This is a genomic window from Rheinheimera sp. (assembly GCF_037442525.1).
In the GTDB taxonomy this organism is placed as follows: Bacteria; Pseudomonadota; Gammaproteobacteria; order Enterobacterales; family Alteromonadaceae; genus Pararheinheimera.
The window spans coordinates 446,133-470,484 of record NZ_JBBIQD010000002.1; the positions used below are offsets into that span (position 1 = coordinate 446,133).

21 protein-coding genes are annotated in these 24,352 nt (G+C 51.9%); 9 read left to right on the top strand and 12 right to left on the bottom strand.

The annotated features are described in order from the left end of the window. Positions 1–131: 131 nt before the first annotated feature. Genes WKJ03_RS06245 through WKJ03_RS06255 form a run of 3 tightly spaced genes read left to right on the top strand, consistent with a single transcriptional unit; the run spans position 132 to position 1,196 of the window. Positions 132–350 carry a hypothetical protein gene (locus WKJ03_RS06245; RefSeq protein ID WP_337841313.1) on the top strand — a complete coding sequence of 73 codons (219 nt, stop codon included), beginning with the start codon at positions 132–134 and terminating at the stop codon, positions 348–350. Between the two features lie 40 nt (positions 351–390). Further along, positions 391–879: a hypothetical protein gene (locus WKJ03_RS06250; protein WP_337841314.1), complete on the top strand. Its 489-nt coding sequence runs from the start codon at positions 391–393 to the stop codon at positions 877–879. Beyond that, positions 876–1,196 carry a hypothetical protein gene (locus WKJ03_RS06255; RefSeq protein WP_337841315.1) on the top strand — a complete coding sequence of 107 codons (321 nt, stop codon included), beginning with the start codon at positions 876–878 and terminating at the stop codon, positions 1,194–1,196. Before WKJ03_RS06250 ends, WKJ03_RS06255 begins: the two co-directional genes overlap by 4 nt. Before the next feature lie 89 nt (positions 1,197–1,285). Here the strand turns inward: WKJ03_RS06255 and WKJ03_RS06260 are convergent, their stop codons facing one another. The 4 genes from WKJ03_RS06260 to WKJ03_RS06275 all read right to left on the bottom strand — a co-directional run bounded on the left by WKJ03_RS06260 (position 1,286) and on the right by WKJ03_RS06275 (position 8,513). Further along, entirely contained in the window at positions 1,286–4,129 is a 2,844-nt protein-coding gene (locus tag WKJ03_RS06260; protein ID WP_337841316.1) for a TonB-dependent receptor, read from the bottom strand. Between the two features lie 256 nt (positions 4,130–4,385). Then, positions 4,386–6,008 carry a M28 family metallopeptidase gene (locus tag WKJ03_RS06265; RefSeq protein ID WP_337841317.1) on the bottom strand — a complete coding sequence of 541 codons (1,623 nt, stop codon included), beginning with the start codon at positions 6,006–6,008 and terminating at the stop codon, positions 4,386–4,388. A gap of 84 nt (positions 6,009–6,092) precedes the next feature. Continuing rightward, the gene (locus WKJ03_RS06270) at positions 6,093–7,787 is read right to left on the bottom strand and encodes a M28 family metallopeptidase (RefSeq protein WP_337841318.1); all 1,695 of its coding nucleotides are present in this window, start codon (positions 7,785–7,787) and stop codon (positions 6,093–6,095) included. Between the two features lie 138 nt (positions 7,788–7,925). Beyond that, positions 7,926–8,513, bottom strand: coding sequence for a hypothetical protein (locus WKJ03_RS06275; RefSeq protein WP_337841319.1), 588 nt, complete (start codon positions 8,511–8,513; stop codon positions 7,926–7,928). A 158-nt stretch (positions 8,514–8,671) separates the two neighbouring features. Between WKJ03_RS06275 and WKJ03_RS06280 the strand changes: the two genes are divergently transcribed. Continuing rightward, positions 8,672–10,579 (top strand): alpha-amylase family glycosyl hydrolase, encoded by a 1,908-nt coding sequence (locus tag WKJ03_RS06280; RefSeq protein ID WP_337841320.1) that lies wholly within the window; start codon positions 8,672–8,674, stop codon positions 10,577–10,579. Between the two features lie 37 nt (positions 10,580–10,616). Here WKJ03_RS06280 and WKJ03_RS06285 read toward each other — a convergent pair whose 3' ends face one another. The 4 genes from WKJ03_RS06285 to WKJ03_RS06300 form a co-directional block, all read right to left on the bottom strand. Then, complete coding sequence (locus tag WKJ03_RS06285) at positions 10,617–12,257, bottom strand: methyl-accepting chemotaxis protein (protein ID WP_337841321.1); 1,641 nt, start codon at positions 12,255–12,257, stop codon at positions 10,617–10,619. A 282-nt stretch (positions 12,258–12,539) separates the two neighbouring features. Then, entirely contained in the window at positions 12,540–13,145 is a 606-nt protein-coding gene (locus tag WKJ03_RS06290; protein ID WP_337841322.1) for a hypothetical protein, read from the bottom strand. Positions 13,146–13,265: 120 nt separating this feature from the next. Continuing rightward, positions 13,266–15,383 (bottom strand): methyl-accepting chemotaxis protein, encoded by a 2,118-nt coding sequence (locus WKJ03_RS06295; RefSeq protein ID WP_337841323.1) that lies wholly within the window; start codon positions 15,381–15,383, stop codon positions 13,266–13,268. A gap of 16 nt (positions 15,384–15,399) precedes the next feature. After that, positions 15,400–16,089 (bottom strand): TorF family putative porin, encoded by a 690-nt coding sequence (locus WKJ03_RS06300; protein ID WP_337841324.1) that lies wholly within the window; start codon positions 16,087–16,089, stop codon positions 15,400–15,402. A gap of 203 nt (positions 16,090–16,292) precedes the next feature. Between WKJ03_RS06300 and WKJ03_RS06305 the strand changes: the two genes are divergently transcribed. The 4 genes from WKJ03_RS06305 to WKJ03_RS06320 all read left to right on the top strand — a co-directional run bounded on the left by WKJ03_RS06305 (position 16,293) and on the right by WKJ03_RS06320 (position 21,084). After that, positions 16,293–16,574, top strand: coding sequence for a pyrimidine/purine nucleoside phosphorylase (locus tag WKJ03_RS06305; RefSeq protein WP_337841325.1), 282 nt, complete (start codon positions 16,293–16,295; stop codon positions 16,572–16,574). A 44-nt stretch (positions 16,575–16,618) separates the two neighbouring features. Continuing rightward, complete coding sequence (locus tag WKJ03_RS06310; protein WP_337841335.1) at positions 16,619–18,439, top strand: ABC transporter ATP-binding protein/permease; 1,821 nt, start codon at positions 16,619–16,621, stop codon at positions 18,437–18,439. 111 nt (positions 18,440–18,550) lie between these two features. Beyond that, positions 18,551–19,897 (top strand): DUF4397 domain-containing protein, encoded by a 1,347-nt coding sequence (locus WKJ03_RS06315; RefSeq protein WP_337841326.1) that lies wholly within the window; start codon positions 18,551–18,553, stop codon positions 19,895–19,897. 116 nt (positions 19,898–20,013) lie between these two features. Beyond that, the gene (locus tag WKJ03_RS06320) at positions 20,014–21,084 is read left to right on the top strand and encodes a calcium/sodium antiporter (protein WP_337841327.1); all 1,071 of its coding nucleotides are present in this window, start codon (positions 20,014–20,016) and stop codon (positions 21,082–21,084) included. Positions 21,085–21,129: 45 nt separating this feature from the next. On the opposite strand, the gene WKJ03_RS06325 is transcribed toward WKJ03_RS06320, so the two are convergent. The 4 genes from WKJ03_RS06325 to WKJ03_RS06340 all read right to left on the bottom strand — a co-directional run bounded on the left by WKJ03_RS06325 (position 21,130) and on the right by WKJ03_RS06340 (position 23,270). Beyond that, positions 21,130–21,321 carry a hypothetical protein gene (locus WKJ03_RS06325; RefSeq protein WP_337841328.1) on the bottom strand — a complete coding sequence of 64 codons (192 nt, stop codon included), beginning with the start codon at positions 21,319–21,321 and terminating at the stop codon, positions 21,130–21,132. A gap of 137 nt (positions 21,322–21,458) precedes the next feature. After that, positions 21,459–22,283 (bottom strand): SDR family oxidoreductase, encoded by an 825-nt coding sequence (locus WKJ03_RS06330; protein WP_337841329.1) that lies wholly within the window; start codon positions 22,281–22,283, stop codon positions 21,459–21,461. Beyond that, complete coding sequence (gene map, locus WKJ03_RS06335) at positions 22,280–23,071, bottom strand: type I methionyl aminopeptidase (RefSeq protein WP_337841330.1); 792 nt, start codon at positions 23,069–23,071, stop codon at positions 22,280–22,282. The genes WKJ03_RS06330 and map overlap by 4 nt, the downstream gene beginning before the upstream one ends. Further along, a complete protein-coding gene (locus tag WKJ03_RS06340; RefSeq protein ID WP_337841331.1) occupies positions 23,043–23,270 on the bottom strand; it encodes a ParD-like family protein in 228 nt (75 codons plus the stop codon). The genes map and WKJ03_RS06340 overlap by 29 nt, the downstream gene beginning before the upstream one ends. Before the next feature lie 160 nt (positions 23,271–23,430). On the opposite strand from WKJ03_RS06340, the gene WKJ03_RS06345 reads away from it, so the two are divergent. After that, positions 23,431–24,352: methyl-accepting chemotaxis protein (locus WKJ03_RS06345; RefSeq protein WP_337841332.1), on the top strand; the 922-nt coding region annotated here is incomplete at its 3' end.

Consider the following 24,352-nt stretch of genomic DNA (forward strand, 5'->3'; position numbering starts at 1 on the left):
GAGAATTATGAAAGTAAGCGATTGATAAAAAACAAATTAATTATTAATGATGTTTTTTTCAGGTTTGCGTTCAATCAAGCGCCGGATAATAAAATCCGGTTTTATCCATTTAACTCAGAAGGTGTGTTTTTATGCAAGTTACAAACTCAGGTGCCGCCGCATTAACCAACTACACAACTACAGCAGCCAGCACACAACCCGCTCAGGCTACAACTGAAACCACTAAAACAACAGTTTCCGACAGCGCTGCCGATACCGTCACCATTAGCCCTGAAGCCAAAGCATTGTTGCAAAGCACAGTGCAAACTCAGGGGAATGGTTCAGGCACTGAAGCTGAAGATTGGACCTAAAAAGCGTTCGTATTAAATCTGGTTTTGCAGGAGCTGCGTTTTGCGGGATTACCTTGTTTTAGTTGACAACATATTTTTGGTGCTGACAGCAGTTGGTTTGTTTGCATCGCTGGTAATTAATGCGGATAACTCATCACGCTTGACTTTGGCAATCTGGATCGTTGGTAACTTTTGTATGGAGCGTATGACCCCAATGGTTGGGGAAATCGTATCCGGTTCAGGCTCCGAATTCAGGGGGGTTTGGTATCTGGTTTGGGCAGCGTGTAACTTGTTCTCTTTGTATGCCATTTGGTTTGTCCATAAACGTTTTAACTTAAATCTGCAGTCTTTAGCAAAATTTGTCGTGCTGTGTTTCTTCAGTTTATGTGCGCTTCAGGTATTGCGTTACTTTGACCGGGATCTTGGGTTAAACCTGCTGGCTGACATATACCGCTACGGTGTTTTAGCGATCAATATTTCGGTCTTTCCCATGGCCTGTTTATGGTTAATTCGTTGTTTTTTAACTCACTACAAGGAAGCCAAAGTATGATTGCAACTACAGTCGCAGGTTTACTGGTGCTGGTCTTTGTACTGACCGTGCATATTACGTTGAAACTGCTGAAAAAGCCGGAGCTGGCCAGGCTGGAAGATGTCGTAACGCATGAGTTTGGTCCACGCGCTCACCGACTCTGCCTGCTGGCTTATGAAAGCCAGCGTCCGGTAAATGCAGACCGACGCGAACTGATGGAAGAGCAGTTTCAGGACGATTTGTACGAGTATATGGAAGATTATCAAATCGAAGTGGCACAGAGGTTACGGCAGCAAAAGTTTAAAGGCATACAGGCCTACGGTTATGTAAGGCTCTGACCCCAACCAACTCCCTGAACGCAGCCAGTTTCTGGCCGCGCAATAAAAAACCCGGCTTTACCGCCGGGTTTTTCTTAGGTTTAGTCCTATTACATGCTATAACGCACACCCAAAGCGAAGGTACGGCTGTACAGTGCTGTACCGAAGTTATTGGTTTCCGGGTTGTTGCCATAGTAACTCTGGTACAACTCATTGGTCAGGTTGGTACCGTCCAGCGTCACTTCCCACTGATCGGTCAACTGATAACTTAACTGAAAGTCCATACTGGCTTCAGATTTACGACGTACTTCCAACGGGTTGGCAAAGAGTGCGGCTTCGTAGTTGGCCAGGAAGTCTTTACGCCAGGCGTACGATAACCGCATACCCAGTTTATCTTTATCATAAGCCAGTACCAGGCTGTAGGACGAATCAGACACGCCAAACAGGTCGGTCGTTTTATAGCCGGTGATCTCGCCTTCTGAGTTGGTATCCGGTGTGGTCTGCGACGACGACAGACTGGTATAGCTGGCCTGAATACCAAAACCATCCAGTGGCGCCGGCAGATTTTCCGGGAACCAGACCAGGCCCAGTTCAGCCCCGGATAACTCACCACTCGACGCATTGTATGGCTGAGTCAGAATAAACTTATAAGGCCTTGGGTCGGTGGCTGATTTTGGCGCTGTCACAGCACGGCGGAAACCGACCACAAAACCATCCACATCCCGGCGGAACAAAGTCCCGTAAATTGAGCTGGCTTCAGCAAAATAATACTCCAGCGCAAAGTCATAGTTTTTCGATTCGGTTGGCTTCAGGTCCGGATTGCCGCCACCTGCAGTGCCGTAGCCAATACCAGTCACATCTTCGTTATAAGTGATCAGCGGGTTCAAATCACCGAAACCTGGGTAACGCAGCGTTTCGGTATAGGCTAAACGCGCCTGCAAGTCATCGGTCAACTGATAACGGGCGGTCAGGCTTGGCAGAATTTTACGGGTTTTGCTTTCGCCTGAGGTCAGGGTCTGGGCGTCCACCGTAGCCGCTTCCTGCCAGAAATTGGAGTCGGTATCAATGCCGGTATAACGGGCACCAATTTCACCATCCAGCACCCGGCCGGCAATTTCGGTTTCGTATTTGCCCTGGGCATACAAAGACAGGGTCGTTGCGTCAATTTCAAACGAGCGCTGCAGGGCCAGTTTATTCAGGCCATACATGCTGCGAAATTCATCGGCATTGTTGCGGATATAGTGGCCGTTAGCGACGGCCCAGGAGGTTGGCACATTGGCTTCACCATCCATAAAACCGCTATTAATTGACGCCAGCCCCTCAATAGTGGCCACATTGACCCCACCACCACAACAACGGTCCTGCCGGCTGAACGCTGTTTCGGCACCGCGTTTGTCGTAGCGTACGCCCGCTTCAACCAAGGTAAAAAACCCATCCAGCCGGTAGCTCAGATCGGTGGTCAAAGTAATGGCATCGCCTTTATCCTCGTTCGCATTGTCGTACATGCTGTCAGTAATGTAAGCCGAAGGGTCGGCCATAGAACTTTCATCCATAGCTGCAGTGGCCGGGTTGTCTTCAAAGTTAAAAGCCGGAATGCCCCCCCCATTGTTAAAGTCCACATTCAGCCTGTAATTGGCGCCTGGGCGGACAAAACGCATCGCAAAGAAGTCACCTTCATACTTGCTGTCCTGGTACACCAGCTCAGATTTCATGGTCAGGTTGTCGGTTAAATCCCAACGACCACCCAAAGCATGCAGGTAGCTGTCGGTCTGGCCCGTGCTTAAGTCGCCACTGGTAAAGACCCAAGGGTCCTGCACAGAGCGGGATTTGACAATATTGGTGCCTGGGTGCAACACCAGGTTGGCGGCAGCGGCAGCCTGGGTTGGCGTCATGCTGGCATAGCCCCCCCACCAGTCAGCGAAGGAGAACAACAGGCTGTTAAAGCCCTCATTGCGAAAACCGTTGTAAAAGGACTCAAATACATACTCAGATTTTTCATCAGGCGCAAACTGCAGCGAAATACTGACAGCCGGACGTTCGCGCTCACCGGTAAAATCACTCTGAAAAATGGCATCGCGCCCCAGAATGTATTCAGTGGCCTGGCCGTTCACGTTGACGGTTGAGCCTGGAGCTGTTGGCAAGCCATCCAGCAAGCCTGGTTCCCAGATTGGATTTTCCGCCACACCATCACGCTCTAAAAAGATCCGCTCATAAGGGGTAAAAGGCGCTGTCGGCGTGGCCGTGGAAAAAGGCACCATGGCGCCGGCAGTGACGCTCTGATCGCGGTAGCTGATACGGGAATACGAAATATTGACCAAAGCACCGAATTCACCTGAGTCCAATTCCCATCGGTTAGACGCTAAGGCACTCAGCACCGGGCTGGTTTCTTCATTCTGTTCAGTGTAAATACCACGGCCTGCAGCAATAAATTTCAGGCCGTCAAAGTCAAAAGGCCGGTGAGTCTTTACGTCAATGGCGCCGGCTATGCCGCTTTCAATCTGGCTGGCTGAACGGGTTTTATACACATCCACCTGCTTCAACAAACTGGCTGGAATATCCTGCAGCGCCACGGCTGTACCTGCTGCGGTGAAAATATTGCGGCCATTCACTGTGGTGGTGATATCACTTAAACCCCGGATAGACACAGTGGAGGCTTCCCCAGCGCCACGGTCCGTCACCTGAACACCTGTCACCCGCTGCAGCGACTCAATCACGTTGTTATCCGGAAACTTACCTATGTCTTCGGCAACTATGGCATCGACAATCTGCTCTTCGTGGCGCTTTACGTTCAGCGCCTTGTTCAGACTGCTGCGAATACCTTTCACTTCAATCACTTCCACATTGTCTTGTTTTGCTTCTGTGGAATTGTTCTGTTGCGCAAACACAGCTGCACTGCTGACCGCGAGGGCCAGGGTGACAGCAGTGCTCAGCACGGACGGCTTAAAGCTCTGCATTTGTTCTCCCCTTGTCGTTGGCTTTTTTATGTCCCTTCAGCGCCTTCACTGCAAACTGACGGCTGAGGTTTATTATCACTTCCCAAATGATGCTATTGTATGATTAATAGACTGTCAACTGACGGGTGAACAAAATTCGTGTATTTGTAGTATAAAAGTACTTAAGGAATTATTCCGCCCCTTTAGGGCCCGTAAAGGGGAGTGACCTGCATAAAAAACCCGGCTTCAACACCGGGTTTTACTGGGTTTTCAGACATTATTTTTGCATCGACTGGTCCCGGGCCGCTTTAAATTCTTTGCCCTGGTACCAGTTCGGCCAGCTGTTGCCATTCGCCAGCTCCTGCCCCACCTGATAAAACAACCACAGATCCTGCTGGGCCCCCCGTAAATCCCAGTTCGGATCAAACTCGTCATTCACTTTGTGGTAATAGCTTTTTACATAGTCAGCCCGCTGCTGCAAACCCCAGGCTTTACCGTGCTCTGCGTGGTCGACGCCACCGCGGGCATAGAGCATAGGCACACCTTTTTTCGCCAGATTAAAATGGTCAGAGCGGTAATAAAAACCATCTTGCGGCGTAGGCTCAGGCGCCAGGTAACGCTGCTGCGCTTTGGCATAGTTGTCCAGCACGGGCTCAAGCTCCGAACTGCCGTAGCCAAACACCATCACATCCTTCATCGGGCCATAGACGTTAATGACGTCCATATTGATACCGGCCACAGTTTTATTCAGTGGAAACAGCGGATGCTGCGCATACCAGGCGGAACCCAGCAGCCCACGTTCTTCCACTGTCACGGCCAGAAAGGCCACTGAGCGCTCCGGAGCCTGGCCTTGCCGGTATTTCTCTGCCAGCGCCAGCAGCGCCGCCACACCACCTGCATTGTCCTGAGCGCCGTTAAAGATTTTGTCGTCTTTTAAGCTGAAATCCAGACCAAAATGATCCCAGTGCGCCATATAAAGCACCGCCTCATCTGGTTTTTTGCGGCCTGGAATATAACCAATCACATTGTGACTGTTAATTTCACGCAGATTATTTTTAATGCGAATACTGGCTTTGGCCTGCAGCGGGATGGCTGTAAAGTCTTTTTGCAACGCTTTCTGGCGCAGTTCAGTCAGACTGGTGCCATTGGCTTTAAACAAGCGCTCAGCCGCCTCCAGCGACAACCAGCCTTCCACCAGAGATTTGTGGCTGTTTTTGTGTGGATTCGCCAGCTCAAACCGGATTGGACTGGTGCCGGCCACCACATTCCAGCCATAACTGGCAGCATCGGTTTCGTGCACAATCAGCACCATAGCCGCGCCCTGCCGTGCGGCCTCTTCAAACTTGTAGGTCCAGCGACCGTAATAGGTCATGGCATTGCCGGTAAAAAGGTTGGGGTCTTTGGTGGCATAACCCGGGTCATTCACCAACACCACCACTGTTTTGCCTTTGACATCCAGGCCTTTGTAGTCATTCCAGCCGTATTCAGGCGCGACAATACCGTAACCGGCAAACACCACCTCGCTGTCTTTGACCTCAATGTCGGTCTCCATACGGGTCGACCAGGCCATCATGTCGGTTTTGTAGTTCAGACTGGCGGCGGTTTTGTCTCCTGCTAAGGCCAGGCTGGATACAGCCACAGGGTCTATCTGTACCACTGGTACAGGCTGCAGATACGAATCGCCCTGAAAAGGCTTCAGGCCCAATCGTTTAAACTCAGCAGAAAGATAAGCGATAGTGCGTTTTTCGCCTTCAGTGGCCGGGGCCCGCCCTTGCAGCTCATCCGACGCCAGCTTCTGAAAATAACCGGCAAAATTGGCATTAAAATCGGTTTGTGGCAGCTCACTGGCGTGCACAGCACAGCTCAGGCTGAGCACGGCAGTCAGCAGAATAGATTTCATCAGTGCATTGCCCTTCTTTATTCAAACACATGGGTTAAAAAAACAGGCAGAGCCTGGGCTCTGCCTGGACAGCGACAGGTCTGCTCAGTGCTGAGCCAGCGACGCGTCACGGATAGCGCGGAACTCCCGGCCCTGGTACCAGTTTGGCCATTCGGCAGAATTGGCGATCTCGTTACCCACGCGGTAAAACACCGCCATATCCTGTTGCGCCCCACCCAGATCCCAGCTGTCACTAAACTCATCACCGACTTTATGGTAACAGCAGCTGTTGTAGTCTTTCTTCTGAGCCATGCCCCACTCTTTGCCATGCTGGAAGCTGTCGATACCGCCTTTGGCATAGAGCATAGGCACTCCCACTTTGGCCAGGTTAAAGTGGTCTGAGCGATAAAAAGACCCATGTTCAGGGCTGGGCTCAGGCGCGACATACCGGCCTTGCTGCTCTGAGTATTTGGTCAGCGTCTTTTCCAGTTCCGAATTGTTGTAACCAACCACCACCATGTCTTTCATCGGACCATACACATTCATCACGTCCATATTGATACCAGCCACGGTTTTGTGCAGCGGGAACACCGGGTTTTTCGCATACCAGGCGGACCCCAACAAACCCCGCTCTTCAGCCGTCACCGCCAAAAAGGCCACTGAACGTTTCGGCTGTGGTTGTCTGGCAAAATGTTCCGCCATCGCAATCACGGCGGCGGTACCGCTGGCATTGTCCTGGGCACCGTTAAAGACTTTGTCCGTCGGGTTGGAGAAATCCACCCCCAGATGATCCCAGTGCGCCATATAGAGCACTACTTCGTCCGGTTTTTCTGAACCCTGGATATACCCCATCACATTATTGGATGTCAGCTCACTGATATGACTTTTCACCGACACCGAGGCTTTGACATTCAGTGGCACAGGGGCAAAGTCTTTGCTCAGCGCTTTCTGACGCATGGCTTCAATGTCGGTATTCATGGATGCAAACAGCTGCTGGGCAGACTCTGTGGTCAACCAGCCTTCGACCACAGAGCGGTCCATGTTTTTGTTCGGGTTAATCAGATCAAACTTGGTCGGCGAGCCACCCGCAATCACCTGCCAGCCATAAGAAGCAGGTTCAGTTTCATGAATGATCAGAGCCATAGCCGCGCCCTGGCGGGCCGCTTCTTCAAACTTGTAGGTCCAGCGGCCATAGTAGGTCATGGCATTGCCGGTAAAGAGGTTAGGGTCTTTGGTGGCAAAACCCGGATCGTTGACAAACATCACCACGGTTTTGCCTTTGACATCCAGGCCTTCGTAGTCATTCCAGTTGTATTCAGGCGCCACTATGCCGTAACCGACAAACACCATGTCGCTGTCTTTCACTTCCACCTGTTCCTGCACCCTGGTGGTCCAGGCCATCATTTGTTCTTTGTAAGCCAGTTCAGCATTCAACTTGTCACCTGAGAGTTTCAGGCCTGACACTTCTTTCGGGTCAATACGTACCAGGGACACAGGCTGCAGGTAGCTGTCGCCATTAATGCCTTTTAAACCAATACGTTTAAACTGTTCGCTAATGTAATTAATGGTTTTTTCTTCGCCCGGCGTCGCAGGCATCCGGCCCTGGAATTCATCCGAGGCCAGGGTCTTCAGGTAGTCTTTATACGCTGGATTAAAATTGGTGTCCTGCAGTACTGCTGTATCTGCAGTTGACGGTGCGGCAGCTTCGGTGGTCTGAGTCGGCTCTGCAGGTTTACTGCACCCGGCCAAAACCAGACTCAGGGCCAGCGCTGACGCTGACCAGCCAGTGAAGGATGTCATAATCACTCCCGATTCTTGTTGTTTTATCTGTTGTGCTTTCCACTCGAATGGCGGACGTTCCTAGCCCTGACATCCTAAACCAAGGCCGCCGCCACTGACTAGGGGCCTTATCGCGGCTTTTCGGCCGCTAATGGTGATTTACCTCTTTTCGAAGCCCCAGGCCGGCGCAGGAAGGGCTACTGGGCGGGTTAAGTCAAAATCTACTCTGAATTCCCGGCCTTCACGGGTTAAGCGGTAACTGAAGCGTTCTTCCGGGTACAAATACAGGTGCCAGGTATTGCCGACGGACTGCGGTGTCCGGGTCCGGATAAATAAATCTTTTGAATAAGCATCCGCCGGGAAACTCTGAGCCTGAGCCCAACCGGCATCGAGGGTATCGCCTCCATACATGGTTGAGACATCGTCGGAGCCATCCTGATGTTTATGCTGATGCTTCAATCGAAGGCCGCTGCGGGTTTTGCTGATAATCCAGGTGCGGGAGTGGTTGTCGCCAACCACAAAAGGGATTTGAATTTCGTTATCACTGCAATCCCGCACGTGCATCAGCATGGGGCCGGAAAAGGCGGCACTGGGCTGATTATCAACCACCACTGTGCCAGCAAAAGCTTTGCCACAAAGCGCAGATAACTGAGTAAAAAACTGCTGCTGTGTGGCGGCAGGCTCCGCCTGCAGCACCATGCTGCTGGTCAGACTGAGGATTGCTGTTATGGTTAGTAGGTGCTTCATCTGAGCTGTACTCCTGTGTCAGTTCAGTCGCACTATAACCACAAAGGGCAAAAAGATGGAACCGGCAATTGCAAACGTATGCACAGGCACGGCGCAGGCGCGGGGCTGTGATAGCATGAGGTTAAAAAGCCAAGATAAACACAAGGATACTGTCGACGATGCACAACCCAAGCTCTTCCCTTTGCCGCTTTGGCCTCGGCGCCATCGCGCTCGCCATGCTGATGTCCTGTGGTAAAGCCGAGATGACCAACCAGCAACCAGCCGGGACCGAACCTCAGCAAAGTGCAGCCACAGCGGTCCCGGCCGGTAAAGCCGTGGTGTACCAGATCTTCACCCGCCTGTTTGGCAACAGCAACAGCACCAATCAGCCCTGGGGCACTCTGGAACAAAACGGCGTCGGCAAATTTAATGACATCAATGACGCCGCTCTCAAAGGAATTAAAGAACTGGGTGTCAGCCATGTCTGGTATACCGGGGTATTGCACCATGCGGTGATCCGCGATTACAGCGCTTATGGTATCAGCCATGACGACCCGGATGTCGTGAAAGGCCGTGCCGGTTCCCCTTATGCGGTGAAAGACTACTACAGTGTGAACCCGGATCTGGCCGTCGACCCGGCCAAACGGCTGGATGAGTTTCAGGCCCTGATTGAGCGGACCCACAAGCATGGCCTGAAAGTGCTGATTGACATAGTGCCAAACCATGTGGCGCGGCACTATCAGTCGCTGCACAAACCGGCGGGTGTGGAAGATTTTGGTGCTTCCGATGACAGCAGTGTGGAATACAAACGCGACAATAACTTTTATTACGTGGTGGGCCAGCCGTTCCAGGTACCTGCCGCTCAGAACGGGTATCAGCCTTTAGGTGGCGAAGCCCACCCGCTGTCTGACGGCAAATTTGCCGAAAACCCGGCTAAATGGACAGGCAATGGCTCCCGCCTGGCCCAGCCGGATTTTAATGACTGGTACGAGACGGTAAAAATTAACTACGGCGTGCGGCCAGACGGCAGTTACGATTTTGACCGCTTGCCAGCGGACTATGCCAGCAAGCCTGTGCAGGAACACTTTAGGTTCTGGCAAGGCAAATCGGTGCCAGACTCCTGGCTCAAATTCCGCGACATAGCCTATTACTGGCTGGATAAAGGGGTAGATGGTTTCCGTTTTGATATGGCCGAAATGGTGCCGGTGGAGTTCTGGAGCTTTTTAAACGCCAGCATTAAACAAAAAAACCCGGATGCTTTTTTACTGGCCGAAGTGTACAACCCGGCCTTGTACCGTGATTACCTGCATCAGGGCAAAATGGACTACCTGTACGACAAAGTGGAAATGTACGACAGCCTGAAACTGGTGATGCAAGGCAAAGGCAGCACCGACAGTATTGCGAAGGTGCAACAGGGCATGATGGATATCGAACAGCATATGCTGCATTTCCTCGAAAACCATGACGAGCAGCGCATTGCCAGCCCTGAATTTGCCGGGGATGCCAACAAAGCCAAACCTGCCATGGTGGTGTCTGCCCTGATCAGCAGTTCACCGACCATGTTGTACTTTGGCCAGGAAGTGGGTGAAGCCGGAGCGCTGGATTCAGGTTTTGGCGACCCAAGCCGCACCAGTATTTTCGATTATGCCGGTGTGCCCGCCCATCAGGCCTGGTTGAACCACGGCAAGTATGACGGTGGTCAACTGAGCGCAGAGCAAAAGCAACTACGCGAGTTTTATCGTGTTGTACTGAATTTATCTGCCACTGAAGCCGTCTTTAAAGGCCAGTATCAGGAACTGCACAGTCTGAATAAAACCACGCCGGGTTATACCGACAAAACCTATGCCTTTGTCCGTTTTAACGGCAAAGACAAAGTGGTGGTGGTCAGCAATTTTGACGCTGGGACATCTCAGAACTTTGAACTGAAATTGCCTGCAGAACTGGTGCAACAATGGCAATTGAAAGCAGGGGAACATCAGGCCACTGATCTGCTCAATGACCAACATTCTGTGCTGAAGGTACAGGATGGCAAAGCCAGCCTGGCGGTGCAGTTGCCTGCGTTAGGGTCAGCTGTATACAGGTTCTGACTGAAGCCCGGCACAAGCCGGGCTTTGTTTTTCAGCATCAGGCCAGTTTAAAGAAACTGACATGGCCAGTCAGCCGGTTGGCTATCTGGCTTAATTCAACACTGGCACGGGAGACCTGTTCTGAGGCGGCCGCCGTCAGTTCTGCCGAGCCTTTAATCTGCATCATGGAACGGTTGATCTGTTCCGACACCAGGCTTTGTTGTTCTGCGGCGCTGGCGATCTGCTCATTCATCAGATGGATTTGGTCCACCGACTGCCGGATGCCCTGAAACGCCTGCTGACTGTCGCTGACCAGCTTGAGCATAACTGTGGCATGCTGCTGATTCAGGTGCATGGCACTGACGGTCGATTGCACGCCTTGACACAAAGTACTGATCATTTGCTGAATAGCGGCTGTTGAATCCTGAGTCCGGCTGGCCAGAGTACGGACCTCATCCGCCACCACGGCAAAACCCCTACCCTGTTCGCCAGCTCTGGCCGCTTCGATGGCCGCATTCAGTGCCAGCAGGTTGGTCTGCTCTGCCACACCGCGGATCACGTCCACCACCTGGCCAATCTGTTCACTGTGTTCTGATAATTGGCCTATCAAATCCGTGCTGTACTGCATTTGAGAGGAAAGCTCTGCCACAGCGCTCTGCGTTTGTTGCATCACTTGTTCAGAACTGCGCAAACCGCTGTCAGCCTGCTCTGAGTTGCTGGCTGCCAACACCGCATTCTGAGCCACATCGGCCACACTGCTGCTCATTTCATTCATCGCCGTAGAGACCCCATCCACATCCCGATACTGCAGCAACAGTTGCTGGGTGCTTTGTTCACTGCTGACCGCCAGTTCATGCGCCGCCTGATCCAAAGCGTCGGAGCTTTGTTTCAGCTCCGAGACGATGGTACGCAGCTGTTGCACCATAGCCCCCAGGTGATGCAGCAGGCTGTTGCCCTGTGGCTGTTTTAGATCAATGGTTAAATTCAGCTCCCCTTCGGCCACCCTGCGCACTATCATGGCGGCATATTCAGGCTCACCACCAAGATGCCCCAGGGTATGGCGCACCACCGCATAAGCCGCCGCCACGGAGCCGACAAAGGCCAGCAAAGCAAACACAGCAATCAACCAGAGATCCTGTTGGTACAGGCGCTCAGTGCCTTTAAATTCCTGTTCCGCAACCCGCAGCTGTAATTCCACCAGCTCAGTGATTTTACCGCTGATCGGGTCAATGCTTTGATAGAGCGGACCATCAAAGTCAGCCATCTTTCCGGTTAAAATGCCCGGTGGTTGCCTTAAAAAGTCTTCCAGCCGCCGGATATCGGCATCCGCTGCAACAAATAATTGTTCGGCCTGTTGCGCCAGTTGTGCTTCTTCAGGAGTCAGCGTCGTCGCCCTGTAAGTTTGCCACTCAGAGCGGATGCCCTGCTGCGCCATTTCCACCTGCTCCAATGCTTCTTCTGCACTGAATAAACCGGCATTGGCTTTATTGACGGCATCAATAACCGACACCGCATATAAATCAGCAATACGCTTTAAGCCCTCCAGCGGTACAACCCGGTCCAGATACACAGTTCTCAGACCAGCCTGCATCGAATGCAGGGACCAGAGGCTTAAAGCGGCTATCAGGACTAACAGGGACAATGGAATCGCAAATGCCAGGCTAAGGCGACCGGCAAGGCCTATTTTTTGGGTAACCACAGCTCTACTCCTTCTGAGGCTGGTAAATCGGGACATAAGTGGCCGCTGCAGTTTAGAAATTGGCAGTCGTCCATGACGCGCTCAAAGTCTATCGTGGCCGGATGAATAATCAATACGGCCACAGCAATACCAGCGCACTGCGATTCAGAGACACAGAATGCGGTATCCAAAGTAAAATTCGGGAAAAATGAACATAAATCCGGCAAAACTAACTAAAACTCCTGATAATCAGCCCACTCAAACTGCTGCATCTGCCTGATAGCGTCTACAAAATGTTACAAATTAACGGGCTGCATCTGATCGGGTCTGATGCTCCAGTGCAGAGTTCAACTGATGCATCAGTTGCCTGAGCCTCGGGTTATCATTCAATACCAGATGCAAAGTTTTTTGCTCACTGAATTGGTCGTGGAACCGGATCTGTTCACGGTAAGGCTGAAGTTTGCGGTCTTGCTGCAGCCAATAGTCCATCACTCGCTGGTCAATCACTATCAGTTCAACACGCCCATTAACCAGCTTCAGCAGGTTTTGTTGGTCGGACAGTGCATACTGAGGTTTCAGTAAGCCCAGACGGATCCAGAGATCCAATTGATGTTGATTAATATAATCCTGCACAACCCCAAGGCTGAACCGCTGCAACATCTGCAGATTGATCTCAGGCACGATCAAGTCGGCCTTATAAGCAAAACCAATCAGGCTGCTGCCCAGGCTGTCCGATTGCAGCCGACCGGCTTCCTGAACCTGGTACTCAGGAAAATAGCCATCATAGGGATGATCAGCTGTGCCCATCCGCACAGCCCTGGACCAGGGCACAAAATCAATTTCCAGTTGATACCCTAAGTCAGCAAAAATCCTGCGTAATAAGGCAGTAGTTTCGCCGTGATCGGTCATAGTGGCTGAGGTGTATGGCGGCCATTCCAGACTGGCCAACCTTAATGTGGGCTTATTCTCTGCTAAAACGCAGCTGCTGAAGCACAGGCACAGCAGGACAACCAAAGCTTTCACACCATACTACTCCGAACGTAACTGTGATAACTGAGTATCCATTTCGCCGGTAATCCGATCTATTTCCTTACTGATTTGCAGGTTTTGTTCCACCTGCTGATCCAGCGATTTGGTGGCATCATCAATAGCGGTGATATTCCGGTTAATTTCTTCGCTGACCTGATTCTGTTGTTCCGCCGCAGACGCAACCTGGAACGCATTATCCGCAATGGCAGAGATGCCTGCAGTCGCCAGAGACAATTGCTCATATGAGCTTTCCGCCTCTTGCAAAGTTGAGCTGACTTTGCGGGTGTTGGTCTGAATTTGCTGCACAGCCGTTGCTACCTGTTGCTGCAGTTCGTGGATCAAGTTTTTAATTTCATCGGTAGAGCTGTGGGTGCGGGCCGCCAGAGAACGCACTTCATCAGCCACCACGGCAAAGCCCCGACCTTGATCGCCTGCCCGCGCCGCTTCTATGGCCGCATTCAGCGCCAGCAAGTTGGTTTGCTCAGCGATGGCCTGGATCACATCAATAATACCGTTGATCTTCTGACTGCTGCTGGCCACCTCATTCACGCCCTGGCTGGTATGAGCAAATTCCTCAGCCACAGCTTTAAAAGCGCCCACCGTATTCTGGAATAACTGATTGGCGGCAGTCAGTGCCTTTAACGAGTCCTGCGCTCCTTGCGCAGTGCTACCTGCCAGCTTTGCCACTTCATTGGCCGTAGCCGTCATTTGATGCATGGCTGACGCAACATTTTGTACTTCGCTGGCCTGCACAGATACGGCGCGTCGGGTCTGATCGGATGTGTCCAGCATCAGCACCGATTGTTGCTGCATGCGTGCTGACGATTGTTTCAGGTTGCTGATCATGCCCCGCAATTTTGCGGTAAAGAGATTAAATCCCTGTGCCATATCGTTCAGCTCCTGATGCTGGCTTGGATGCAACTGGCGGGTTAAGTCCCCTTCCGAGCCAGCCAGATCTTTCATCAGGAGGCTCATCTGCACCATCGGAGCTGTGGCAGTTTTCAGACCAAGCGCCATCAGCACCACAAACATCAGCAAAAGCAACACGCCAAACAGCAACATCGAACTGGTGGTTCGGGTGGAGTCTTCATTCAGTTGCTGCGCCAGCTGTGCGGCAATGGCCAAAGCCACCTGTTCAGGAACCACAACCACAACTGACCAGCCCGAGCTGGTGCTGGTTAACTGAATAGGCAAAGTCACCAGCAAATTGCCATCAAAGCTGCTCACCCCACCTGGTTGGCTTTTCAGGTGCTGCGCAAGCTTTGCATCCAGCTGCTGCAGTGGCTGGCCCAATTGGCCAGGAAAGCGGTTACTGGCCAGCACCAAACCGAACTTACTGAGCAAATACAGTTGGGATTTGCCTTCGTACAACTTTTCCGCTTGTGCCTGTAACAGGGTTTGTAGTACTGGCAGGTTTAAGTCAACCCCTGAGACTCCACGAAATTCATTGTTCACCAGCACCGGATACACCAGGGACGTCAGTAACACCTGATTGCCGGGCTGAATTTCCCACAAGTAAGGTTCCATCAGGCAAGGCGCTTTGCTGTCGCGACTGCATAAGTACCACTCCGCTTCCCGCACCCCAAATTCATTTTTTGTGTCTTTGTATTTTACAGCCGGGTCTGGCACCTGAACGAAACGTAACCCGTTTTGCTCACGTACCCAATAAATTTCCATAGTCCCACTTTGTGAACTGTGTTCATCCGCTATCGAAAACTGTGCATCGGCACCATCATAACCATTGATTTCAAACTGGCCGTACAGGGAAGAAATTCCGCTGTTGGCTGCCAGGATCTGGCCAGCCATGACCTTTATCTGTTCTCTGGTGTAAGGAGGCTGGCCACTGCCCAGCGCTGAGCCACTCAAGATGGCCGCAAAGATTTTGGCGGTATCAAAGTTGCGATCCAGCACAGCCGCTGTTTCCAGGGCTGTCGTTTTGGCCGCTTCCGTCAAGGTTTGCCCAGCCAGAGTCCGCATCGAGCCGGTCAGTTTGTCGACTGCGGAGGCACTGCTGCTGGTCATGGAGTACCAAGCCAGAGCCGCCATAGACCCGATGCTGACCGCCAGTAACACTGCAACCCCTAAAGTCAGCTTAATACGTAATGAATTCAGTTGCATCATGCGCCTCTGCCAATTAGAACCAGGAGATAGTTTTGGCCAAACCGAACGACCAGGTTGGCTCACCTAAATCCGGTAGCTCCAAGTCGGTGTTGTCATAAGCCAGAACCCAGCTTAAGCCCTGCCACTGCCCCGACAGGGCCGACCGCCAATGATGGTAGGTGCCATCGTTATCGCGCAGAAATTTTGTGGTATCCGTTGATGTAGAGCGGTCTGCCGATACCGTCAGTGTGATGCCGTCGGTCAGTTGAAATACCTGCGTCAGCATCAAAATGTAATGCCCGCCCCCAGCCCCAAAATAATCATTGGCGTACCAATAACTGAGCTTGGTGTTGGCATAAGAAAGCTTGATATAAGCTTCCGGGTAATTAAAGGCACTGGCCGTACTGCTGCCATGATAACTGTATTGTGCAATCCCCAAATCCAGCGCCCAGTTCGCCCCTAAATCCAGATAGTAACCAAGGGTACCGTCAAATTCTATATCAGCTCTGGGGTCAAAACTGACATTGGATGCCCAAAGGCCACCATACCAGCCCTGACCAGAATTCCAATCCAGACTGGGTTGTACAGCCGGATCATCCTGGGTCAGGGTCACACCGTTAAACAGATAATTGGTCGCAAGGGTAAAAGTTGAAGTCAGCTCTGCTGCTGCACTGACGCTGCAAAGCAGGCAGGCAGCAGCCACTGTTATGGCTTGTTGTTTCATAAGAAAACCTGGCAACTTAAATGAATAAATCAATCACTTAACTGAATCCTTTCAGGTACTCTTTAGGTATAGCAGCCTTTGCCTGAAAGTACCTCTCTGTATGTATTTTCATTTTTAGCCATCCAGACTTGTAGAAATCCCTTCCTTTTTTTCGTCAGATCCGCTCTACTGCTGTCAGACTTTCAGCAGCAACAGGAACAACCATGTTTAAGGTAAACAGCTATTTTGACGGCAAAGTGACATCTATTGCTTTTCAGGGTGAGCAACTGCCAGCCACTGTGGGCGTGATGGCACCGGGCGACTATGAATTTGGCACCAGTCAGCATGAAGTGATGACTGTGATTAGCGGCGCTCTGCAGGTATTATTACCGGGTCAGCCGGACTGGCAGCGGTTTCACACAGGCCAGAGTTTCGACGTCCCGGCGAATGTTAAGTTTCAGCTGAAGGTCGGCACAGACACAGCTTATCTTTGCACCTATCAATAACGGCCTGAGCTCTGCCAGGTTGCCGGAGTTTTCCAATGCGTGGCATGGGTACCATCAGCAAAAGGCCAGACGCGGCAAAAGCCGCGTCGGCGTTCTCATTGGGTCAAAGCGTGCGTTACATCTGGCCCTATTTATGGGCCTTTAAGCAGCATGTGCTATGGGCCATCGCTGCACTGATCGCCGCCAAAGCGGCTACACTGGCCCTGCCCTACCTGCTGAAACTGACGATAGATGCAATGGACCCGGGCCTGACACAAGTGATGACTGTCCCTGTAGCCCTCGTGCTCTGGTATGGCGTGCTCCGTTTTGGTTCCGTATTTCTTGCCGAACTGCGTGACGCGCTGTTCAGCCGGGTGACTGAACATGCGATGCGAAACATTGGTCTGACCGTATTCAGGCATCTGCATCAGCTGGATTTGAGTTTCCACCTGAACCGCCAGACCGGCGGAGTCAGCCGCGACATTGAACGTGGTCTGCAGGGCATGAGTTTCCTGATGCGTTTTTTGATGTTCAACATAGTGCCGACCCTGCTGGAAATTGTACTGGTGCTGGCCATTTTCGCTGGTTTGTTTTCCCTCTGGTACGTGGCCGCCACCCTGCTGGCTATCGCCGGGTATATCGCCTTTACCTTTAATGTCACCGAATGGCGCAACCAGTATATCCGTGAGGCCAATCAGGCTGATTCCGCCAGCAGCACCCGTGCCGTTGAAAGCCTGCTGAACTACGAGACCGTCAAATACTTTAATAACGAAGGCTACGAAGCCAGCATTTACGACAGCCACCTGCAGCGCGCCGAGCAGGCCAAGCTGAAAAACCGCTTGTCCTTGCTGGCGCTGAACAGCGGTCAGGCGCTGATTATTGCGCTGGCAGTCACCTTGTTAATGGGGCTGGCGGCACGGGATGTGGTTGCCAGGCAGCTGACCTTGGGCGATTTTGCCATGGTCAATGCCTATATGCTGCAACTCTTTATCCCACTGAACTTTTTGGGTTTTGTTTATCGCGAAATAAAACGTTCCCTGACGGATCTTGAAAATATGTTGGGTCTGCTGAACCAGCGCAGCAGCATTACCGACAAACCAGATGCCTGTGAGCTTCAGGTGAGCGGGGGCCGTGTCACTTTTTCTGATGTCAGTTTTGCCTACCAGCCCAACAGGCCCATTTTGCAGCACTGTCACTTTGAAATAGCGCCAGGCCAGAAACTGGCGATAGTTGGCACGTCCGGCGCAGGCAAAAGTACAGTGGCCAGGTTGTTGTTCCGTTTTTACGATGTGCAGCATGGGGCAATCCGCATTGACGGCCAGGATATCCGTGATGTCAGCCAGGATTCACTGCGCCGCGCTATTGCGGTAGTGCCGCAGGATACGGTGCTCTTTAACAGCAGTATCCGAGACAATATTCGTTATGGCCGGCCAGACGCCTCAGAGCAGGACATTGATCAGGCCATAGATGCCGCCCAGTTACGGCCTTTTATCCTGTCGTTGCCGGACGGTGACCAAAGCCTGGTGGGGGAACGGGGATTAAAAGTATCAGGCGGTGAAAAACAACGCATCGCGATCGCCAGGGTCTTGCTCAAAAATGCGCCTATTCTGGTGTTTGATGAAGCGACATCTGCACTGGACTCCGGTGTGGAGACCGCCGTATTGCAGGCGCTGAAACAGCTGGCCCGTAACCACAGCACCCTGGTGATCGCCCACCGGCTGTCAACTATTACAGACGCAGACCAGATCCTGGTGCTGGATCAGGGTCGGGTTGCCGAACAGGGCACACACCAGCAACTGCTGCAACAACAGGGCCTGTATGCCCGGCTCTGGCGTATGCAGCAGGCAGACCAACAAAGAGGACCTGACGAAAAACCGCAAAGTTAAGATGACCACTGTTTAGTTATGTAAGCCTGGGTAAAAACCAGTTAAAGGCCTGAACCCTGGCGATGTTTTCTGTTCTGATGGCGGAATTTAACCTCAAAGGAAACAGAATCCATGTTACGTGTTGTCTTGTGTCTGTCGGCCTCATTGTTGTTGACTGCCTGTGGCGGCAGCGGCTCATCTGAAGGCAATGATACTTACCCCAGCTCTTACCTGCAGTTTTACAATGCCTCTTACAACAGCGCCACGACCACAGTCACCCTGACCGACAGTGACGATGTGGAAAGCAGCCTGGGCTCCGCTTACTTTGGCGATGCCAGTTCAGTCGCCACCCTGGATGCAGCCACTTATGATGTCGCCCTGAGCTATTACGACGATAACGGTGATGAAATTTCCGTCCTGGAAGACAGTGTCACCACCAAAAAAAGCCAGAAGACCATTCTGATGATGGCAGGTGATTACAGCAGCCCACAACTGCTGAACCTGAGTTTCGAGCGGGACGATGAACTGGACGAGCAATTTAATATCTACTTCGTGAATTTGCTTGGCACCAGCAAAAATGTTGACCTGTACCTGAGTAAATCAACCGAAGACTTCGACGATGCAACGCTGGTGGGGACCGCCGCTCAGTATGCCCATACCGAAGTCACGACCTACGATTTAGGCAGTTATATTCTGTACGTCACCGAAGCCGGCACCCGCAACCTGTTGCTGCAAAGCCCGGTGTATGCCTTCAGTTACGAAACAGATTATGTGCTGGCACTGCGGGATAACGCAGGTCCGCTGAAAGAAAAAATTGCGCTGGATTTAATTGGCAACACCACCACGGTTTATCCGCTGGAAGATGTGAACGCCAATGCTCAGTTCCGCGTTTACAACAGCCTGAATGATTTCAGCAACGCCAATGTGTATTTGGGCAGCACCAGCTCAACACCAGTGATGACCAACCTGACGCCAGATACATTGACCAGTTACCTGCAACTGCCACACGGGGATTACCGTGCCAGTCTGAAAGCCGAAGACGGCAGCATGATCCCCAATGGCTTAATGACACTGAACCAGGGCCAGAGCAAAACTCTGGTGTACTACCGGGATGCCAGCGGGAATGCAACATCCCTGACCGTCACAGACAGCCAGACCCCACAAATTTATGATTTCATCTTTAATGTGGTGAACGTGATCCCGGACTTTGACAATGTCAGTCTGTATTTTGTCGCACCGGACAAAACCATGGAAACCACCTCACATTACATCACCTCACTGAATGATGCGACAGCGGTCAGCATGACGTTACCCGCCAATACCTATTCAGTATTACTGGTACGTCGCGACAGCAACAATAATAAAACCCTGCTGGATCAGACCGACCCAGTCACTCTGGAAGCGGGAGCCTCTTACCTGCTGGTTGCAGAAAAAGACCCAGACACCGAAACCGGCTATAAAGTAGTGCTGCAGCACTAAGCCAGACATGACTGCTGTAAGGCCCGGTACCCACCGGGCCTTTGTGTTTAGAGCCCCTTTCCAGCACATTGTTTTTACTCTAAATTAGCCAGAATTTTCTTTTTGATGAGGTGACTATGACCTGGTTAATGCTTGGAGTGGGTTTGGTTCTGCTGGTACTTGGGGCTGATTTATTGGTGAAAGGCGCGGCCCGGCTGGCCGGTTCTTTTGGTATTCCAGCCTTGGTAATAGGTTTAACAGTGGTGGCCTTTGGCACCAGTGCGCCGGAGCTCGCTGTCAGTGTCAAATCGGCCTGGTCTGGGCAGGCAGAGCTGGCTATTGCCAATGCGGTTGGCAGCAATATTTTTAACGTACTCTTTATCTTGGGCGCAGCCGCCATGATTTCGCCACTGATTATCTCGCGCCAGCTGATCCGTCAGGACGTGCCTATTATGGTGCTGGTGTCTGTGGTTGCGCTGCTGATGACGCTGAATGGTGAAATCAGCCGGCTGGAAGCTGGCCTGTTGTTCGCCGGACTCCTGGCTTACACCTGGTTTTTATTTCAGCAAGGCAAAGCCAAAGGCGCAGATACAGCCGATGAAGAAGTGGAGGCGTTGCTGAAAACACCGGCACCTGTGTGGCAGAACCTGCTGTTTCTGCTGATTGGTCTGGCACTGCTGGTGCTGGGTGCGCGTTGGCTGGTGGAAAGTGCTATTGAGATAGCCCGCGCCTTTGGTGTCAATGAAGCCGTGATTGGCCTGACCATAGTAGCCGCTGGTACGTCCTTACCTGAAGTGGTGACCTCCATTATCGCCAGTCTGCGTGGTGAGCGGGACATTGCGGTTGGTAACGTGGTCGGCAGCAATATCTTTAATATTCTCTGTGTCTTAGGCTTGTCAGGCCTGGTGTCGCCCACACCTTTGCTGGCTGGCGCTCAAATGGTGGCGCTGGATATTCCGGTGATGGTTGGTGTTGCCCTGTTGTGTGTGCCGCTGTTTTTTACCGGCTCTATGGTCAACCGCATTGAAGGCCTGTTATTTATGCTGCTTTACATCGCTTATACTTGGTACCTGGTGGCGATGGCATTAAAACAGCCCTATCTGCCCCAGCTGGAACAAGGCATTGCATACGCCTTATTACCTGCCGTGCTGCTGTATGTCGTCATCGCTTTTATTCGTGACAGGTTAAAAGCCAGCCGCAACAGTTAAACAGGCAGCGGAACAGCAAAAAGCCCGTCATGTGACGGGCTTTTTTTATTCAATGTGACTGAGTGCCTTTGGATCGGTCTCGTCAGTAAAACCTACCAAAGGTAATAACTCTGGAATTTCATCTTCCGGAATACCAACTTTCTGAAAATGCGCCAGCACATATTGCATGCTATGGCCCTGTTCTTTGTATTGTTGCGCAGTTTTCAGATGCACTTTACGCATAAATTCAGATGTCATGGCTCTGCTCCCAGGTCGGTAACGGGAACGTCATGGTGGTGAAATATTAACCAGTTGGCAAGCATTTTTCGTCGAACTGCCGACTTAAATCTGCTCTTAATTAAATTCCTATTTCCGCACAGTCACTTAGCTTCTGGCTACCTGAGAGCAAATTTTTTTTGCAGCACCTTATCCAGTATCGTCCGTGGCATGAGAGCCTGCAACAGGGCCAGCAGCACAGCACCATTGCCCAGACGGACCAGACCGGTACAACCGGGTTTGGCGATTTCACTGAGCAGTTGCTGCGACAGTTTTTCTGCTGAAGTGGGATGTTGCCGACTGGCATTGGCCCGTTTTTCAATTCCTCTGCGAAAACGCCACCACAACGACTGCTCCGTCAGACTGGCAGCAACCCCAGCCTGAGCATTGTCCGCAAAGCCCGTCGCAATAGCCCCGGCCTGCACCGTCAGCACCCTGACGCCCAATGGAGCCAGTTCCATACGCATGGCGTCGGAGATGCAATGCAAAGCCGCTTTGGACGCACAGTACCAACCCGCAAAGGGGGTGGTTAACCGGGCAGACACTGAACCAATATTGACCACCAGCCCCTGTTGCTGCAGCAGCAGCGGTAAACAGGCCTGGGTCAGTTCGGCCACCGCAAACACATTGGTATCAAACTGACGCCGCATTTGTTCAGGTGAAGCATCCAGCACAGCACCTATGGCACCAAAACCTGCATTGTTGACCAGAACATCCAGACCTGTGCCCCGCTCTTTTAACTGCTGTACTGCAGCAGCAACAGAGGCTGCACTGCACAGATCCAGCGCCAGTACGTTTAGCCCCAAGGCCTGCAGTGCAGCCAGATCCTGCGGTTTTCTTGCGGTAGCAATCACCTGATAACCGGCCGCTGAAGCGGCCAGTGCCAGCGCCTTGCCAAGCCCGCCGGAACAGCCGGTGATCAGCATGGTTTTCCCTGAGTTCATGGCAACAACTCCAACATAGACTGTTCTTCAGCCCTCAAAGTCAGCACCTCTACCCCATGCTCTGTAACAGCAACCGTATGCTCCCACTGCGCGGACAACTTTTTATCTTTGGTCACCACTGTCCAGCCATCACTTTTCGTTTTTACCCGTCGATCGCCCTGATTAATCATAGGCTCAATGGTAAACACCATTCCGGGTTTCAACGCAAGCCCGCTGCCCGCTGCACCATAGTGCAAAACCTGAGGTTCCTCGTGCATTTGTACCCCAACCCCATGACCACAAAATTCACGCACGACCGAATAACCAGCCTGCTCAGCATGACGCTGCACTGCGGCAGCTATATCCCCCAGCCTGTTGTCGGGTTTTACCTGAGCAATGCCCTGCCACAACGCCTGATAGGTCACATCCACCAGCCGCTTGGCGGCTGGGGCCACCTGACCAATCAGATACATTTTGCTGGAATCGGCAATCAAACCATGTTTTTCCAGCGTAATGTCCAGATTCAAAATGTCACCGTCACGCAGAATATCAACGGCTTTCGGCATGCCGTGACAAACCACCTCATTCAACGAACTGTTCAGCACATAAGGGTAATCGTACTGGCCTTTGCTGGCCGGGCGTGCCTTGAGTTCATCGCGAATATACTGCTCCACCCAGTCATTCAGCTGCATGGTGTTCACGCCAGGCTGCACCCATTCGTCCAGTCGGGCAAATACCTGAGCCAGCAAACGACCCGCTTCACGCTGCGCAGCTAATTGTTCAGTGCTTTTCAGTGGGATCGAATTCATCCAATAACTCCTGCAAAGAGGCTGATTTACGTTTAAGCAGCAGACGCTGCAATTCATGGCAGGTCAGCTGCGGATAAAGCTCGGCCAGCATCCCCAAGCGGATCCAGTATTCCGCCTGTGCATTCACTGAACGGGCCATGGCTTTACTGGCTTCACGCAGGTCCTGATGCAAGTCATCCGCTATTTTTACAATTCCCATTGGCACCCCAATATACGTTTCATATATACATCATATAAAAACAACAGCTGACAAGCCAGGCAGAACAAGGTACAAAATTAACTGGTTTGATTTATAACAAGATAACGGCGTTGCAAAACTGCGAAGATGCACGCTGGTATCCTCTGCATGGATTTTGGCAATGGCACTATTTCAACACATCTATCAGGCCGTTGAACGGCAGTTCTTCTATAACCTGACCTTAAAGATTGTCGGCAATATAGGTTTTCTGACGCTGATTTTCTGGCTCAGTCTCTATGTGGCCTACCCAGAGGAAGGCAGTCCGACTCTGCAGTGGTGGGCCTTGCTGCTGATTGGCTCCGGGGCATTTTTATTTACTATTGGCTATCTGGTGTATCTGATAGTCCGTCCGGTCAAAGCCCTGGTCAGTGCTTTAGAACAGGCTAATCAGGCTGGTAGTGACCTGAAGACCCGACTGCCCGCTTTTACCTTTGACGAATTCCGCACTTTGTCTGAGCAATACAATCTGTTTGTTGGCCAGCTCTCTGAGCTGCTTCGCGGTATTCATCAGCAAGCCAGCGAAAACTGTGAGGTGAACCAGCAGGTCGCCAAAGCCGTGCACAGCACCAGAGCCGAGCTGCAGGGAGCCGAGCAGAACAGCCAGCAAATTCGCGAGCAGAGTGACAATGCCTTACAGCGACTGGCTGATATTGTGCAAAGCAACGATCAGGTGACACAGGTTGCAGGCAGTTCAGTGCAGAATGCCCGCAGTGCCAGCCAGCAGCTGAAGCAACTGACCACCGAACTGCACAAGATAGAACAACTGCTGTCTAACTTTGGCACTACAGTGACCGGCTTGCAGAAAAATGCCGAAAATGTGCGGCAGATCCTGCTGATGGTGGAAAACTTCTCCGATCAAACCAACCTGCTGGCACTGAATGCAGCCATAGAAGCGGCACGGGCCGGTGAAGCGGGGCGTGGTTTTGCAGTGGTGGCGGATGAAGTCCGTTCCCTGGCGGCCAAAGTGAATACAGCCACTGGCCAAATCGCAGGTTTTTTGAATGAGATGGACAGCCTGGTCAGAGACACCAAAGCCGAGTCTG